Consider the following 17,056-nt stretch of genomic DNA (forward strand, 5'->3'; position numbering starts at 1 on the left):
CAACAAATCCGCGTAAGAGCTGAGGAAGCGCAACCGGATTTGTGGGGCCCACCCTCGCGTCAACGGAATATCTTTAGACTCAGTCTGAATCAAATCAGCCGCTGCCCCTGGACTAGTATTCTAGGTAGGTGAAAATGAAAGACATCAATCAACGCGCCGTCGAGCCAGGCATTGTGAGCGACTTTTCCGAGAAACTCAGCTACTCTGGCTACCTCTCTCTTAATGGCCTGCTTGCGCAACAGCGTCCGCTATCGCAGCCTCCCCATCATGATGAAATGCTGTTTATCGTCCAGCACCAAGTTTCTGAACTATGGATGAAACTCGTTATTCACGAGCTTTCCGCCGCGATCGACCATATGCGCCACGACAGGCTCCCTCCCTGCCTTAAGATTTTGTCGCGAGTAAAGCTCATCCAGATGCAATTATTCGAACAATGGGCCGTATTGGAAACGCTTACACCGTCCGAATACATGGAGTTTCGCTCCGTTCTTGGAAGTGCCTCGGGATTTCAGTCATACCAGTATCGCAAACTGGAATTTCTGCTCGGCAATAAGAACCTAGATACCATAAAGGTGTTCGCACACGATGCGGTGATCTACGAGGATCTCAATCGCACACTTGAATCTCCCAGCCTCTACGACGAGTTCTTGCGTTATCTTTCTCGGCGTGGCTATCGTATTCCGGACGAATGTCGCGAACGAAATTGGTCGGCGCCACATGTTAGGAATGAAGCCCTCGTGGCAGTATTTCGTGATATTTATCGCAACCCTAAAGAACACTGGGAGGCGTATGAGATGTGTGAAAAGCTGGTGGACGTAGAAGAATACTTCCAACTCTGGCGTTTTCGTCATCTCAAAACGGTTGAGCGCATCATTGGTTTTCGTCAGGGTACGGGCGGCTCATCGGGTGTCGGCTTCCTACGTCAGGCTCTTGAGCTTACCTTCTTCCCCGAACTCCTGGCTTCGCGAACCGAGGCACCGCGAGAATGAGTCTCGTGCGCGCTGCCGCATTCGTTGGACCCGGTGTTCTCACAGAAGACGATCTGCGCCTTCACGTTTTCCCACTCTTCTCCAAAACGCTCTCCGCGCCGGGTATTTATCTGGCAAACCACTCCTTGGGCCGGCCGCTCGACCGGACGGAGGATGATCTTTGCGAAGGCTTTCGGCTCTGGCAGACCAGGCTCGGAGATGCCTGGGACCAGTGGCTCGAAGAGGAGCAAGGGCATCGTTCGCGTCTTGCGCAGCTCATTGGGGCTTCCAGGTTCGATTGCATTGTGCCGAAAACCTCGGCGGGACAAGGACTGCGCGCTGTTCTCAATGCTCTTCCGGACGTGCCTCGTGTCGTCTCCACCACAGCAGAGTTCGACTCGATCGATGTAATTTTGAAGCAGTATGCGGCAGTAGGCAGAATAAGCGCTCAGTTTGTGTCCTGCGAAACTTCAGATGGCAGTATCGACCTCTCGAATTTGATGGCGAAGATTCAGGAGGGAGCGGATCTCGTGGTCATCTCTCAGGTGATGTTTATGACTGGGCGGGTGGTGCCCCATCTTGATCTTCTCGCAGAACAGTGCCATCAGGCCGGCGCTCGTCTATTCGTCGATGCTTACCATTCTGTCGGAGTCTTTCCGGTCGACGTTACCTCCATGAATGCCGATTTTATGATCGGCGGGAGCTACAAATACCTCCGTGGAGGCCCTGGGGCGGCTTTCCTGTATGTCTCTCCGGATGCTCTCTCTAGCGGTCTAAAGCCAATCGATATCGGGTGGTTCGCTAAAGACCATCCCTTTCTCTACGAACGGCCTGATCCGCCACGCTTCGCGGATGGCGGAAGCGCATTCCTCGAATCAACTCCTCCCGTTTTGACGTACTTCCAGGCTCGCGCGGGCCAGCAGCTCGCTCTCCAGCTGGGCGTCGACCGAATCAGGGAGTACAACCTGGATCGCCTCAGCCGCTTGAAACGATATCTCTCAGACTCTGGCGTTGAAGCGGAGGGCGCAGACGAAGGACACGGAGGGTTTTTGACGATAGAAAACCCTGAAGCAGTGTCACTTTCTAAAGCGCTCGAACGCCGCGGCATCACGACAGACGCGCGCGGCCGATGGCTTAGGCTCTCACCCGATTATCTGACGCCTGATAGTGCTTTACGTGAAGTGGCGGCCACTTTGGCGTCAATTCTCACGGTGAGTTAGGAGTACGGCTTGCGCCGTACCCGTTCTTAGTTCATCGGGTTGAACGTCACCAGCACTGTGACGAAGATTACTCCGAAGAGGATCACCAGCAGCGGCCACCAGCTATCCAACCAGGACGATTCACTTGACGAACTCATCTCAACAATTCTCCTTGACCACCTTCAAATCCTAACTGAGAACCGGCATATCTCTTAAACGGGGGTTGGTTCAGGTACCCCCTCCCCCCCTGGGGATATTTTGCGGGGAAGTCTTTTGAATGCAAGAGGTTAGAGACAAGGAGTGCCGCTAAAATATTGCATCCATGGGACTTACGCCTAAAATACTTGTTTTGAATCAGTTAGAGCCAGCTTGGCGCCGGCTCTTGTGGTTGAGGGCGACGCGGTGTGATGTGGTCCTTTCATGGTGTGATCGTGGTTCGTTGTGGACGGGTTAAATGTGGAGGGCTGCCGCAGCTTTCGCCATTGGCAGCCCTTGATTCTGATCTCTTATTTGATTGTAGCGAACTCGACATAACTCATACGCCAAATTTTGGCGAACATTTTTCTGATTATTTTTGGTCAAAGGGATTGGCGCTGGCTGCACTGAGATGCCGCCAGCCAATGCAACGTTATGCCCGACACTCGCGACGTTACATTTCACAATTGTCCCGCCACACATTTCGGACGAAGCGAGCTACCCGTTGTAAGCCAATCCGGCCACCGGAAGCGAAGAGATCTTGAAACTGCACCCGATCCAAGGGGGCGGCAAAATACCTCACCGTCGGAAACTTCGCCCCAGCAGGCCGGTCGCTCAAACTTGCCGAAAAGACGACTTTTAGGAAGGTACAGCGCTCAGCGAGAGAGGTTGAGCGCCATCTTGGGGCCTCCGGAGTTGGGACAACCCAATCTTTCAATTAGGCTGCCAAGAAAGCCGATGAAGACCTGAATCGTTGATGACGATTTGTTCATTCCCAAATCACAAACAACGCACGATCAGGATTGTTTGATCGTCTAACTGGGGTCCAAACCCGCGCGCCGCCGCAAGAATCGTTGCCGCCAGCTCGGGTAAAGGGTTCTCGGCGTTAGCCGCGATGACTTGCTTCAGTCGTTCCACGCCAAATTCTTCTGGGGGTTTGTTGCACACTTCCAGAATCCCGTCCGTTGCAACCACGAGCAGATCGCCCGACGCGACTTCGAGCCTCTGTCCGTCAAAGCTGGAAACCGGCAGCAGCCCGAGAGGAAACTGGCTCTCTTCCGTGTGGGACAAGGTCCGCTCGCTCGCATGCCACTGCAGAATCGGTGGGCTCGCCGCCAGCGCATAGAACACGCTGCCGTCCGCTCCCAGCCGGAAGCCGGTGAACGTCGCATACATGTGCGGCTCTTTCACCTCCGGGAGCACCCTGTTCAGTCGATCCAGCAATACCGGCAGAGTCCGATGCGGCTCGCTTCCCTCCGCATCCAGCAGGGCCGTGCGAGTCGCTGTCTTCAGCATTCCCATCAGAATGCCGGCGGGGAGCCCATGTCCAGCGATGTCGGCAACATAGGCAATAGCATCACCGTTTGGAAGGAAAATCGCATCGACCAGATCTCCACCCACTTTTTCACTGGGATGCGAGACGCCGTAAATCTCAAAGCGCGACGTTCGCAGCTCCAACGGCGGCACCAGCGTCTTTTGGATTCCATGCGCCAGCTCGAGTTCATTGCGCAAGCGGAACGACTCATTGCCTTCGCGCCGGATATACACAACAAAAAAAACGTAGGAGAGAATGATCACCGACATCATCGCGGTTGCGGCGAAATGGATTCCCGATTCCGAAGGCACTAGCTTCAGACCGAGGCTGCTTATCATCCAGTTTGCGAGGTGGGTGTTGATCCTCGTAGTGAAGAACTGCAGCACAAGCAGGCCGACTAGAAACGGCATCGACAGCCGCGATAGCACGATGATCCACAATGCAGCGTTCAGCCCGGCGCAGAGCGCGATGGTAAGCGCGACGACATACGGCAACACGCCCCTGTAGATGAGATCGACGTAGAAGCCGACCGCCGAAAACAAGAGGAAATCCGCCGCGATCAACACCCATAGGCGCTTCATCGGCACCGATCGAAAGTGTATCCATCGGGTCGAGGCTCGCCGGTACCACTCCGAAGTTCGCCGGTACCACTCCTTCTCTGCCATTGGCACGAACCATATCAGATCAGATGGAGGGCGCGTTAAGGCAATTCCCGCAAAACGGAGCTAGCGGCAAGTCTCCGCCGCACGCCTTCGGCGCGGATGAGATTTTGGTCAGCTTCGGCGCCTTCGATCAAAATCGACGGCGGCATAACGTTGGCACGGTGTGGCGGCATCGGAAGCCACTTTTGACAGCCAGGAGACGGTTGGTGCGAAGGCCTATGAGAAAAACAACGAAAGGACCGTCGGTATGGGCGGTGAATCGGCCTGGGTGGATGGTGGGCATTGGGTTGAAGTGTTAGCGCCGTTTGGGTGAACTGAGGCCTATGACTGATCGAAGGCCAGACGCCTTTTGTTGAATGGATGAACAAATCTGGGTGTGTCGTAGCTGCGTGCCGAAGTGAATGGATAACGCGGCGAGATGCGGCGCCATCGTATTGGTTGGGTGATTCGGTTCCCAGAAAAGGCAGTGAACAATGGCAAAGCAAGCACATATGGATGCCGCACGGCATCATAACGAAGCAGCAGGACACCACCTCAACGCAGCCGAAAAGCACGACATGGGCAACCATGATGAGGCTCACAAACACTCTCAGAAGGCACATGAGTCGTCCACGGCGGCGCATGGCAAGTCAACAGATGCTCACACGAAGTCAGCATCGTCGGCTAAGAAATAGCTAATAGCCAGAGGGGGCCGCGGTCGTGCCGTAGCCCCCTACTTACTTAATAAACCTTGTGAGATGGCCAACTTTGAAATGGAACTATGTCTCTCATAGGGTGATTCGCACGTGGCGCGAATGCCGGGAATCTATAGATCAACACAGGAGATTGACATGCCACTTAATGACGTTTTGCTGGATGAGTTGCGCGATATGTACAGCGCGGAAAATCAGTTAGTGAAGGCGCTGCCCAAGCTTGCCAAGGGCGCAAAGGACGCGAAGTTGAAGGAACTTTTCACGAAGCATTTAGAAGAGACCAAGGGTCAGGTGGAGCGGTTGAAAGAAGTCTTCGGGCATTTGGGCGAAAAGCCGACCGGCGAGCACTGCAATGGAATGGAGGGCATCGTTGAAGAAGGAAAGGATGCCCTGGAGAAGGATGAGGAGGGAGCGTCATTCGATTGCGGTTTGATCGGTGCGGCGTTGAGGACGGAACACTACGAGATCGCGGGGTATCAGGCGACGATTGCGATGGCAAAGACGCTCGGGATGCAGGATGTGATCGACCTGCTGACGGAGAATTTGAATGAAGAGCTGGCGGCGGCGGCGAAGATCACCGAAGCTGCACAGCCGATTCTTTTGGAAAGTTCGCAAGAACCGGAGCATAAGAAGAAGGCTATGTCCGCGAAAGAGAAGACGTCGGCGCAGAAGAGCCGCGAAGATGAAAAGGCGGCTGCTCCGGGTTTGCGGAAGAAAGCTTCGTAGGTCCACGGCTGAGGGAACATGACTTTGGGTGGTGGTGGATGAGACGGCGCCGAGAAAGCCGAGCTGGGCTGAGCGTGGCGTTCTGCAGGCATCGTCTCATCCCATCCCCTTTCAGGGTTTCGGTCGTATGAATGCGGGCAAACACCAGCCGACAGAACAGGGACAGAAACGATTTCACTACCTCTTTACCGATTACGTGGTCTCCGCGCGCCAGAAGCCGCATCCAATCTCAGCGGATGAAACCGTTCGAGAGAGGGAACGATATGAAGAAGGGTTATTGGGTGGTTGCGTACAGGACGATTGGTGACGAGGCGACGATGAAAAGCTATGTGGCGTTGGCTTCAGCGGCGTTGGGACAGTTTGGGGGGCGTCTGCTGGTGGGCCCTGGGAACGCGGTTACGGCTCTTGAGGCCGGGTTGAAGCAGCCAACGGTCGTAGTTGAATTCGATAGCTACGAGCAGGCGCTGGCGGCGCACGAGAGCGCGGATTATAAGAAGGCTCTGGTTGCGCTTGGGTCGAGTGTGGAGAGGGACTTTCGGATTGTTGAAGGAGTGTAGACCCTTCAGCGAACGCGCACTCGAGGCATTATCGTTTCGTGGTGGGGATGGGCCGGCCGCCTCGCTGGAGACGTGTCAGAGCCGCGCCTATGGTGCCGGTGGCGAATCGGGTGGTCATCAGTGCGAAGGTGGAGGGCTCTGAAACTGTGGAGTTGTCGAGAGGTGGTTCCCTTCTCGAATTCAAATGTGATCAGGGTGCGCCAGGTGTTAGTGGGGATTAGGACATCTCTGAGGGATAGAAGCCCTCTCTGTAACCGGGAATAAACAAACGGTAGGGGTGTTTCTATCTTAACGAGCGCAAAGACGGCACATACAAGTTCGTCGCGCCGCAAATCATTTGGATTGAGGTACTACTTTGACTCCCTATCTGAGTTCAGAAATGGTCGTCGGACGTTTCGGAGTATCTGACGATCATTTTCCGCCACTAGATTCTCGAGGAGAGGAATCTCAGGATTCTTCACAGTCTACAATATATGAGATATCATGTCTCTTAACCGGCTTCTCCGGCCAGACCTGCCCGGTATCTCCGGTCTCGTTGTTGGCTGCTGAGAGATCCATCTGTAGATTGCGCCTGGATCTGATCGAGATGCTCCGCCTCTCGTTACACGCCGTTGACTATGCTACGAAAGGCTATGCTTTGGGCCTCGTTGAATTTGCATTGCAATCTTCCAGTGGAAGAAAGAAGCTGGAGTACCTTGGTCAGACGATCATCGCGGCGAGCCACGAGTTGTGCGAAGGAGAACTCGACGATTCACAGCTGGACTTTGTCGAATCCGCGCGGACAATCTCTGCGGCCCTGTCATCCACATGTCAGCAGGCAAATGAGATTTCTTCGCATACCGTCGCGCTCCTACGCGGAGGTATACGTCGAAACTCGCGAGAGTTAGCACAGTTGGGTGAGCGCGCAAACCGCCTGTTGCGACTCTGCATTGTGGCATTTATGAAACAGAAGGTTGAGTACGCCGAGGCCGTTTTGCGCGACATTGACGAGTGGAAACACGGTATTCAGGAAAAACTTTCCGGACCGAACTCCGGCGCGTCGGGGACAAGAGACGCGCGCGAATGGGCGATCGCGGAAAGCTTGACGCAAATCATGGAGAATCTGCGCCTTATATCGGTAGCGTCCTTATTACCGTATCGCTCTTAGAATGTTGGCTTTTTGGCTTTTGCGGCACCGGAGACGAGGAGCGCTCCACACAGGGTGGTCCTGTGTGTGCCCGAGAATTCATTTTTTCGGGAATATTCTCTCAAGTCCGGTTTTGTAGAGGTAGTGAAATATGTCTTTGACCCCCGAGGGCTCACCTGTTGTAGAGGCTGCTGCTGGTATCGAACATATCGATGGGCTGTTCAGCTATGCGCTTGTACTCACTCGTAATCGGAGTGAGGCAGAGGACCTGGTGCAAGAGACTTATGTTCGCGCCATACGGGCGATAGGAAGTCTGCGCACTGGCAGCAACGTAAAGGGCTGGTTATTTACCATCTTGCGGAACATTTGGTTCAATCAGTTACGGCAAAGGCGCGCCGCAAAAGTTGTTGCAATGGATGGAGAGGAGAGCGCTACGGATATTGCAGGGACTGCAAAAGATCCTTATGCGTTCTACGTAAGTAAGATGGAGCATGAGCAAGTGCGCGAAGCAATTCAACGACTGCCAGCGGATTTTCGCGAGGTCATCCTGTTGCGCGAGTTCGAGGAGCTTTCCTATCAAGAGATTGCAACGATTTTGGACTGTCCAGCAGGAACGGTAATGTCGCGCCTCGCAAGGGCGCGCACTAAGCTGCGGAAGTTGCTTTCGACTGCCTTTAAGACCTCCGATTTCGCCAAGAAGGAGGTCATGGAATGAACGCTGGCGATGAACATACCCATAACGTCTCACTCTATCTCGACAACGAATTAAGAAATCAGGAACTAGAAGACTTTCGCGCTCATCTTGCCGACTGCGCGGACTGTAAAAGTCAGCTTGAAGAAGAGCAGGCACTTGCGGATCTTCTGCATCGTTCGCGGCCCCTCTACAGAGCGTCGGAGGAGTTGCGTGCTCGTGTCATGGCGACTCAACAAATCTCCGCGTCCGAGCATACGCCGGACCGTCTTCGCGGGCGCGTGTTGCGGCTTCTGAAGCATTCCATGGGGGCCAGCGAATTCACGGCGTTCCCGTGGAGAGCGGTGGCGACGATTGCTTTCGTGTTTGTGTTGGGGATGGCATTCGTTCCAACTATTGCTCGCCATGCGCGTGCTGCCTCCTATGTGGATTCCGCGTTGACCACGCACCGTAACTATCTTGATGGCAGACTTCCGCTCGAAATTAAGTCGGAATCTCCAGAAGAGGTAACGGCGTGGTTCGCAGGTAAGGTCCCCTTCGACTTCCGACTGCCGACATCTCAATTGTCGCCGAATGACCAACCTGCTTATCGACAGGTTGGAGCAAGGCTGGTGAACTATGGGAGCAGTTACGCAGCCCTGGTCACGTTTGCGATGAAGAACGACAAGATTAGCCTGCTAATTGCTTCGAGCAAGTCCGCCGAGGCATATGGTGGGGAGGAGATCATCTCACGTGGGCTAACCTTCCATTACCACACGAAGGCGGGGTTCAATGTGATTACCTGGACCACTCATGGCCTCACGTATGCTCTGGTCTCATCGCTGCATACTTCTGCGAGCCGGTCCTGCCTTGTTTGCCATCAGAACATGGCTGACAAAGGTGAGTTTGGCGAACAATGATTTTGGTGTGATCGGACTTTCGAGGTTCGCTTCATCTCCTCTAGATGCGTTTTGACAGGTTCCAGGGATATTCTGTTTCTAGATGCCCCGATTGATCCAGATACTACGCGACGCTGCGCTGCTCGTAGCGTTGACTCTTCCAGGCACAGGCCCTGCGCTTTCGCAACAGGGACCCCTTGTGCTTTTCCGTGACGTTCACCGCGCGATGGGATCGGAGTTCACCATCGATCTGTATGCTCCGAATCAGGAGACGGCAGACCGGTGGATGCAAATCTCCTTCGAGGAGGTTGATCGTATTGAAGCGCTCCTCAGCAACTATCAGCCGACGAGCGAGCTTTCACGTATCAGCCGTGAAGCCGGTACACATCCGGTCACTACCGATCCCGAAACCTTCGACTTTGTGCAGACTGCACTCTCCTGGAGCAGTCGTTCCAATGGAGCCTTTGACATCACCGTCGGGCCTCTGATGCGCGCATGGGGGTTCTTCTTCAATCACGGACGCATCCCGCCGGAAGAGGAGCTGCTCGCTCTGAAAAAGCAGACGGGCTGGAGCAACATCCATCTCGATGCGTCGACCCGCACTGTCTCTTTCATCAATCACTCTTCGATGGAGCTCGATCCCGGTGGCATCGGCAAAGGCTACGCAGTTGATCGCGTGGTCGCGCTGTTACGTCAGCAACATGTATCCGCCGCGCTGATTTCGGCGGGAAGCAGTACCATTTACGCGATCAGCGCTCCTCCTGGATCGCAGGGTTGGCCGGTAAACATTGCCGATCCTGCGCATGCAGGAAGCACACTCAGCACAATTCTCCTTGCGGATACTTCGCTGTCCACGTCCGCCTGTACGGAAAAATTCTTCATCAAGGACGGCCATCGTTACTGCCATATCCTTGATCCACACACGATGCATCCGGTAGAGAACATGCTACAGACCACGGTTATCGCACCTTCCGCCACGGACAGCGACGCCCTATCCACGGCGACGTTCGTCATGGATCCGGACGCGTCAGCGCGTCTGCTGCAATCCTGCCCGCAGACGGAGGCCGTGATCGTATCAGGCACACCTGACAGTCCGCGCTATCGGCCTATCCACTGGCCAAAACCATTGCACGAAGCAAGATAGAAAAGAGAGTACTTACACGATGATGAACCGACGCCTTTTTGTTCAAGGTCTATCCGCGGCAACACTCGCAGCAAAGTCGATGACTTCCATCGCAGCGATGGAGGTTGCCGATCCAGCTACCCCTGCACCCGTTCGCCTCGGAATAATCGGACCGGGAAGTCGAGGCAAAGAGCTGATTCGCAATTTTCTACGCGTACCGGGAGTGACCATCGTCGCGGCAGCGGATGTATACCCGCCGCGCTTTCAAGAGCTCAACCAACTATGCGGATATACCGTTGCGTCGCACTCCGACTACCGCGCTCTGGTTGACCGCAAAGACCTTGACGCTATCGTCGTCGCTACTCCGCTCAGCTTTCATGCGGAACACGTGATCGCGGCGCTGCAAAGTGGACGCCACGTGTACGGCGAGAAGACGATGGCCTTCACCGTGGCCGAAGTAAATGACGTTGTAAAAAAAGTTGACGCCGGCAAGCAGATCTTTCAGGTGGGTCATCAGTATCGGTACGCGCCCTGGATTCGTTCCGCCATCGACTACGTACAGCGTGGAGAAATCGGCGATGTGACACATATCTATGGTTACTGGCACCGTAATAGCGATTGGCGCCGGCCCGTGCCTGATCCATCTCTCGAACGCCTTATCAACTGGCGCCTCTACAACGAGTATTCCCTCGGGTTGTTGGCCGAGCTGGGTTCGCACCACATAGACATTGCAAACTGGGTGTTCGGTGAATCAGCGCAAGCTGCGTATGCCACCGGCAGCATCGCCGTCTACCACGATGGCCGCGAGAATGACGATAACGTTCAGGCAGTCCTCAGCTACTCCAAGGGCCGACGCTTCGTCTTCAGTTCCCTGACTGACAATGCCGAGGTGGGTAATCAGCTTTGGATCTACGGCACCAAGGGCAGCCTGAATCTCACGCTCGAAGACGCGGAGTTTTTTTACGAGCCGAAACGCGCGAGCCAACTCCCGTCAAAGCCTGGCGAGAAGGTGAAGGCCATAACTGCCGGGGCTTCTTATCGTCCGGCGGGCGAGATGCCGTACCGTGGTGCTGGCAAACGTCTCGACATTCCCGTCACCGAAGATCCAACGACCACCGCCTGCCGAGCCTTCATCGAATGCATCCGTACAGGTCAAAAGCCCGTTGCTGACGCTCATGTCGGAATGCGCTCGGCATTATCGGTTATCACGGCGAATCAATCGCTGAGTGCCAGACGAGAACTCGATGTTCCGGCGCCGATTTAAAAAGTCTGCGGATGCCGTTGAAAGTCAAGGAGTCGCCCATCAATGCGGTCGTTGCGCCGGCATTAGCGGAGGATTCGAGTGTACGGTTTGGCGTCCCTTCGAGGGCTCGTTTCACCGTCAGGCGCTCAACTTCGAGTAAATATCAGATCAGCGGAAGGAGCTCTATTGCTCCTGGGAAATCCTATCTATTTGAACTGTCGCCCGCAGGACTCGAGGCCAGGATGGATACGCTACTTACTTTCCTGTAGGGCTCTTCCCTCCCCTCCATGCCGGTTTAGCCCGGGCTCTCCGTATAGCTGACCACCTAACCGAAAATAACCGAACGCGCAGTTATAGTGCGTCCCCATCGGAGCGTAGTGTAGGATTCCGCAATGCGAGAAATGCATTTACGAGTCTTCGCGGTCGCAATCGCGGCGACGTTGTTGCTTGTTCCGGCGTACCCACAGCAAAGTCACTGGTCTTCGGCGGATGATAAAACCGCGAAATACATCGTTGAGATGGAGCGCAAGTGGGCTGAGGGTGTATGTGTTGATAACGGTGTCGTCGCTGGTCTGCTTGCCGACGACTTCCAAGGCACTTCAACGAGCGGTGCGCGCTTCACAAAAGCTGATGAACTGAAGGACGAGAAAGGCGCACGCACCGCTCATGAGTGCGGACTTGATGAGGCTAAAGTGCGTTTCTTCGGAGACAGTCTTGCCGTTGTCTACGGCAGCGAACATGCTGTCGGCAAAGACAAGTCCCAGCCGAACGTAAAGGTGTGCCAAGTTTGGACTGACACGTGGCTAAAGCGCGGCGGTATATGGCAGATCATCGCCTCGCACGATAATCGCGTGGAGTGTAAGTAGCTAGAGAACGCCTGACCTTTTGTCTGCATTGGCATGGTCGGTTGGTCGTCGAGCCGGAACAAGTTTACTTCCCATGCGCACTTAGTCGGTCCAGCACGCCTTTGAGCGCATCGAGCTTCTGGCCAGCTTCGCCAAGCTTGCCAGCGGCAGTGAGGCGCTGGTAGTCAGCGAAGTCTTTAGCAGCTTCAAAGATGAGCACGTTGATATCTGTCGAGGGTTGGGCTGTTCCCTGGGATGCAGGTGCAGATTGTGGTGCCTCGCTCGCGTTCAGCGACGAAACCTCTCCGCCAAAAAGCGATCTCAGGGCTGCTTGGAACGTAGTGCCGTATGCGAGCTTGTCCTGTAGCGCAAGCACGACCAGCCGCAACTCTGGCATGGGGCTTTGTTGAGCCTGAAGATAGATCGGCTCGGCGTACAAAAGTGCTCGACCAGACGGAATCACCAGCAGACTTCCGCGCAGAACATGGGACCCTTGTTGATTCCACAGCGTCAATTGTCCTGAGAGTTGCGCGTTCTGATCGATGCGGGCTTCGATCTGTTGCGGACCATCGATGAGTTTTGTTTTAGGGAAGTCGTAAACTACCGCTGTCCCATAATCTGGGCCGTCGCAGCGGCCGGCGATCCACCCGATCAGGTTATTCCGATTGGCAGGCGTGAAGGGGAGAATCTCCACGAACTCTTCGCCTGTGCCTCCCGGCAGTTTCATCAATACGTAGTTGGGCTGCATCATCTGAGTCGTCTGCTGACCGTTACTATCGGTCGCAGACTCCGTTGCAACTGTCCAGAGGTCCTCGCGATTGAAGAAGACTGCCGGATTCGTCATGTGGTAGAGGCCATAGACTTCCGATTGCACTTTGAAGAGGGCTTCCGGGTAGCGTACGTGTCTGCGCAGGTCCGACGGCATGGCAGCGGCGTCTTTGAAAAGGTTCGGAAAGATACGGCGATAAGATGCAAGGATCGGGTCTTGAGAGTCGAAGACGTAGAGCGTCGTAGCTCCGGTATAAGCGTCGACCACCACCTTGACGCTGTTTCGCATGTAATTGACTGAACTTTCTCCGAGATTGTAGTGGGTCGAATACGGATAGTTGTTCGATACTGTGAAGGCGTCCATGATCCACGAAAGCCGGCCATCGTCGCCCACCACCATATAGGGGTCCTGATCGAAGGTAAGGAACGGTGCCAGCGCCGCAACACGATCGCGGATGTTGCGCCGCATCAGAAGCCGACTCTGCGAATTGACGTCGTCGCTGAACGGCAACTTCCCGAGATCGCCACGGTCGATGGCTAACATGACCCGTCTCAAGAAGCCGCCCAATATGATGCCGCCATCGCCTTCATAGGAGGTGAGATTGTTGTTCTGACCCTGCGGATAGTCGAACTCCTGCTGCCGCGTCTTTACGTACACGTCGGTGTCAGTGAGTTCGCCAAAATAGATCTGTGGGCGCGTCACGTTGAGACCCTGGACCGTGCTCTGGACAGGCATATTGCTCAGAAACAGTGTTGGCAATCCTTCTGCTGTGAACCCATTGACCGGGTTCATCGTCACCCCGTAACCGTGGGTGTAGATCAGCTTTTCGTTAATCCAGTTGCGACTACTTATTGGCAACTTTTCAACGTTGAGTTCTCTTGCTGCAAGCATTACCTGACGTGTCATGCCATCGATCTTGTATCGATCGATGTCGATGCCAGGAAAGTCGTAGTAGGTGCGGATCTCCTGAACCTGACGCAGCGTGTCTTGCAAGGCGTGCCAATCCCACAGCCGGATGTTCTGGAGGGTCGGCTGGTTGTTCGCCGCGTCCGCCGCATCGACTGTCGTCTCAGCAGGAAACTCGCGCTGTGCGAAGCGATTGAGCCCGTACGCCTGACGGGTCATCTCAATATTGTGGGCGATGAAAGGTTCTTCGCGAACGAGCTCATTGGGCTTCACAATGAAGTTGCCCACGTACCAGCCGACAATTCCCATGACGCCATAGCAGGCTACGGCAGGAAGGATTGCAGCCACGATCCATCGCCCACGGGAATGCCGAACCGCGTTGTAGGCCGAAATGAACGCACCGAGAACCAGGGCAGCGCAGACGAGAAGAAGGCCGTAGATCGTTATGTGTGCGTCGGTGTAAGTAATGCCGTCAAAGATCGTGTGATGTTCAAGCAAGAGCTGAAATCGGTCCACATACACGTTTATCGCGAGGACGAGGAGAAGGAATGCGACCGCAATCGACAGTCCTCGCCACGGAGACGGGGCGTAGGTGATCTGCCGCTTGGTTAGAGAACGGGCGCCACTCGTAATGATGAGGAATAGTATCGCTACGGCGCAGATCGCAATCGCCAGCGTAAGGAGCCAGTTATTGACAAGCTGCCACGCGGGGAGGGTGAACAGAAAGAAATTCAGCGGCTTACCAAAGACCGGATCAGCAACGCTGCCCGTTGTATGCGGCGTGTACCAGAACAGCGCCAGTGTCGGCCAGTCCGCCATCATTGCCAACCCCGTCACGCACCCAATGACGACGGAGATGAAAAACGAGATCACGCGCAGAGCTGGTTGGACTGAAAGGTTTATTGGCTCTCCCGCGATGATAATCGCGTGAGCTCTCGGCAGATCGGCCTCGTGAGACCTTCGAATTGCCGAAAACGCACCGTACAGAACCAGCAAAGTGGTCCCCGCAAAAAACACAAAGTCTATGATCTGCAGACTTGCCGATTTCCAGAACACCTCACTATATCCAAGCGACTGGAACCAGAGAAGGTCAACCCAATAAGACAATCCGATCCGTCCACAGACGAAGATACCCAAAGCTAAAGCAGCCAGTAGAAAGATTCCGCGACGTCCCCATGTTGCACTTCGATGCTGCTTCGAATCTATGAAATCCGGCAATTTTCCCTCGTACTCGATCGTCATTGGACAAACATTCTGATTGTAGGCTTCTTACAATTGACAACCACGTGCAAAGCCGTCCCGTCGACACTGTTTGTAGATATCTGTCACTTGCCGCGAGGCCTCTATTTCTTCCAGGCGAGGGTGATGCACCGGCTCATGGCAGGTCGATACCTGTGCTTAAGGCGCTCAGAGAGAAGGCAGTCGGGAGTCATTTGTCGAACCTTCGACGATGTTGACTCGACGGCCCGCGTGATTTGCGCATAGCGCGCTGGCGGCCTGCATCGTCAGACAAGAGCGAGCCTGGAACCCCACTGCAGCGGGAACATCAATGTCATAATCTGCTATTAAAACAAGCGGCGCGTAAAAAAGGCATATCGTTGTCATCAAGAGTTCGCCGCCAAGTGCCCTGAGCCTCCGGGTCGCCTTCGACGAGAGAGTGATCTCGACGATGGCAGCCACAAGCGAGGCGATTCGTCCACATCGCGGTCTATGCGATCAAACGCCGCGTCGGTGTCCGTGAATTTTCTGCCCAACTTAGCGGCGAATTTAACCGCGCTAATGGCGATCTGAGTTTATGGGACGCCAGAACGACGAATCCGGGATGCGGCATCTTCGATGTACTGTGCGAAATATCGGCCCGGTGAATGACTCGGGATTGATCAAAACATTTCTACTGGCTGGGAGACTTCTACGAAGGGCTCAGTCTTCGCCAATCGCAACTCCGTCTTCTGAATCATCTGCAACCACAAAGAATCCGGATCGGAGTTGAATATTGTGGCGGCGTCTGCCGGAAAAACGAACCATGCGCCCGATTGCACCTCGGTCCGCAATTGATTTTGCGTCCATCCGGCATATCCCAGGTAAACGTGAAAAACGTTAGGGTCAGGCCGGTCCGAAATTGTTTTTTCGAAGAGGCCTTTGTCGGAGATCAAATAAACACCCCCGAATAGGTTCTCAGCTTTTTCAATCTTGGCCGAGGACTGAAAAAGTGCAACTGCAGCAGAAGGTTCCATAGGACCCCCGATATAGACCGGGTCGGAGCGGTCTTTCGCCGCTTTGAGATCAAGGACTTTAGAAAGCGGCACATCAGTGCGTCGGTTGAGAAATAGTCCGACTACACCATTTTCATCGTAGTGAACTAGCAGGATTACTGTTCCAGCGAAATGTGGGTCGCCGAGGCCGCGGCTCGCGACGAGCAACTTGCCAATACCCAAATCTTTGGGGTTCTTGAATTGAATCGGAAGAAATGACGCCGGCAGCAATTCGCCTTTTCTGGGGGATGTCTTGAGCCATCGGCTTGGCTTGTTTGCCGGCGAGCTACCGTACCAAAGCAATGCCGGAGCGGCAGGCGTAGGAGCGCGCAACAACGTAGCCGGCTTCGGCACATCAAATTCCGCCTTGTAAACGTTGACCCTTCTGGGCTCCGCCAAGGCAACGATCGCGAACAGCATTGCGAACAGCGACCCTTTGCGCAGCGACATGATCGGTATCCTTTCGAGAGGAGATTATCCGATTTTTCTAGAGGTCTGATCCGAGATTTCTGTTCTCTCGCTTTCCGATCACTCCGGACCACGAACCTTCTGGCAAGTCAGGACCTCAGCCATCTTCGAGCGCGTCGATAGTAATTCGCGGAAGCTCAATACTGTGGATCGTCATAATAGTACCGAACCGCAAGCGGCTCAGGACTTACTCACTTTGAACATGTTGGCTCAGAAAAGGCTACCTCCTGCGATCGTCTTCTCCGCAAACCGAAGACTTAAAGGCAGAATACGGCGAAAGACGAGCCGGAAATGCCAGACCCAGTCCCCACCGGCGCGAGGGACTTGTAAGGGATGCCCCGGTCCAAAGGGTGGTGGATTTCCGGTAAACTCACGTGAGCGCAAGGTTCCAATAGGCCTCGTGTATTTTGAGCCGGGAACAACGAGCCGCATATGAAGGAA

At 54.7% G+C, this 17,056-nt stretch carries 14 protein-coding genes; 11 read left to right on the top strand and 3 right to left on the bottom strand.

Annotated elements, in window-relative coordinates:
- The first annotated feature begins 134 nt into the window (after positions 1-134).
- Complete coding sequence (locus RBB77_RS22085) at positions 135-989, top strand: tryptophan 2,3-dioxygenase (RefSeq protein WP_353063860.1); 855 nt, start codon at positions 135-137, stop codon at positions 987-989.
- Positions 986-2,188 (top strand): aminotransferase class V-fold PLP-dependent enzyme, encoded by a 1,203-nt coding sequence (locus RBB77_RS22090; RefSeq protein WP_353063861.1) that lies wholly within the window; start codon positions 986-988, stop codon positions 2,186-2,188. Before RBB77_RS22085 ends, RBB77_RS22090 begins: the two co-directional genes overlap by 4 nt.
- A 954-nt stretch (positions 2,189-3,142) precedes the next feature.
- On the opposite strand, the gene RBB77_RS22095 is transcribed toward RBB77_RS22090, so the two are convergent.
- Positions 3,143-4,258, bottom strand: coding sequence for a PP2C family protein-serine/threonine phosphatase (locus tag RBB77_RS22095; RefSeq protein ID WP_353063862.1), 1,116 nt, complete (start codon positions 4,256-4,258; stop codon positions 3,143-3,145).
- A 554-nt stretch (positions 4,259-4,812) separates the two neighbouring features.
- On the opposite strand from RBB77_RS22095, the gene RBB77_RS22100 reads away from it, so the two are divergent.
- From RBB77_RS22100 to RBB77_RS22140, 9 genes are all read left to right on the top strand, one after another.
- The gene (locus RBB77_RS22100) at positions 4,813-5,013 is read left to right on the top strand and encodes a hypothetical protein (RefSeq protein ID WP_353063863.1); all 201 of its coding nucleotides are present in this window, start codon (positions 4,813-4,815) and stop codon (positions 5,011-5,013) included.
- 156 nt (positions 5,014-5,169) lie between these two features.
- The gene (locus RBB77_RS22105) at positions 5,170-5,757 is read left to right on the top strand and encodes a ferritin-like domain-containing protein (protein WP_353063864.1); all 588 of its coding nucleotides are present in this window, start codon (positions 5,170-5,172) and stop codon (positions 5,755-5,757) included.
- 263 nt (positions 5,758-6,020) lie between these two features.
- Positions 6,021-6,314, top strand: a complete 294-nt coding sequence (locus RBB77_RS22110; RefSeq protein ID WP_353063865.1) for a DUF1330 domain-containing protein — start codon at positions 6,021-6,023, stop codon at positions 6,312-6,314.
- Between the two features lie 565 nt (positions 6,315-6,879).
- Positions 6,880-7,461, top strand: coding sequence for a hypothetical protein (locus tag RBB77_RS22115; RefSeq protein WP_353063866.1), 582 nt, complete (start codon positions 6,880-6,882; stop codon positions 7,459-7,461).
- Between the two features lie 130 nt (positions 7,462-7,591).
- Entirely contained in the window at positions 7,592-8,155 is a 564-nt protein-coding gene (locus RBB77_RS22120) for a sigma-70 family RNA polymerase sigma factor (RefSeq protein ID WP_353063867.1), read from the top strand.
- On the top strand, positions 8,152-9,030 hold the full coding sequence (locus tag RBB77_RS22125) for a zf-HC2 domain-containing protein (RefSeq protein WP_353063868.1): 879 nt from the start codon (positions 8,152-8,154) through the stop codon (positions 9,028-9,030). The genes RBB77_RS22120 and RBB77_RS22125 overlap by 4 nt, the downstream gene beginning before the upstream one ends.
- An 82-nt stretch (positions 9,031-9,112) precedes the next feature.
- On the top strand, positions 9,113-10,153 hold the full coding sequence (locus tag RBB77_RS22130; RefSeq protein WP_353063869.1) for an FAD:protein FMN transferase: 1,041 nt from the start codon (positions 9,113-9,115) through the stop codon (positions 10,151-10,153).
- A gap of 19 nt (positions 10,154-10,172) precedes the next feature.
- The gene (locus tag RBB77_RS22135) at positions 10,173-11,396 is read left to right on the top strand and encodes a Gfo/Idh/MocA family protein (RefSeq protein WP_353063870.1); all 1,224 of its coding nucleotides are present in this window, start codon (positions 10,173-10,175) and stop codon (positions 11,394-11,396) included.
- A gap of 371 nt (positions 11,397-11,767) precedes the next feature.
- A complete protein-coding gene (locus RBB77_RS22140) occupies positions 11,768-12,241 on the top strand; it encodes a nuclear transport factor 2 family protein (protein ID WP_353063871.1) in 474 nt (157 codons plus the stop codon).
- A 64-nt stretch (positions 12,242-12,305) separates the two neighbouring features.
- Here the strand turns inward: RBB77_RS22140 and RBB77_RS22145 are convergent, their stop codons facing one another.
- Positions 12,306-15,137: a UPF0182 family membrane protein gene (locus RBB77_RS22145; protein ID WP_353063872.1), complete on the bottom strand. Its 2,832-nt coding sequence runs from the start codon at positions 15,135-15,137 to the stop codon at positions 12,306-12,308.
- Positions 15,138-15,775: 638 nt separating this feature from the next.
- Entirely contained in the window at positions 15,776-16,597 is an 822-nt protein-coding gene (locus RBB77_RS22150; protein WP_353063873.1) for a YqgE/AlgH family protein, read from the bottom strand.
- Between the last annotated feature and the right edge of the window lie 459 nt (positions 16,598-17,056).

The sequence above is a fragment of the Tunturibacter psychrotolerans genome, from assembly GCF_040359615.1.
Taxonomy (GTDB): domain Bacteria; phylum Acidobacteriota; class Terriglobia; order Terriglobales; family Acidobacteriaceae; genus Edaphobacter; species Edaphobacter psychrotolerans.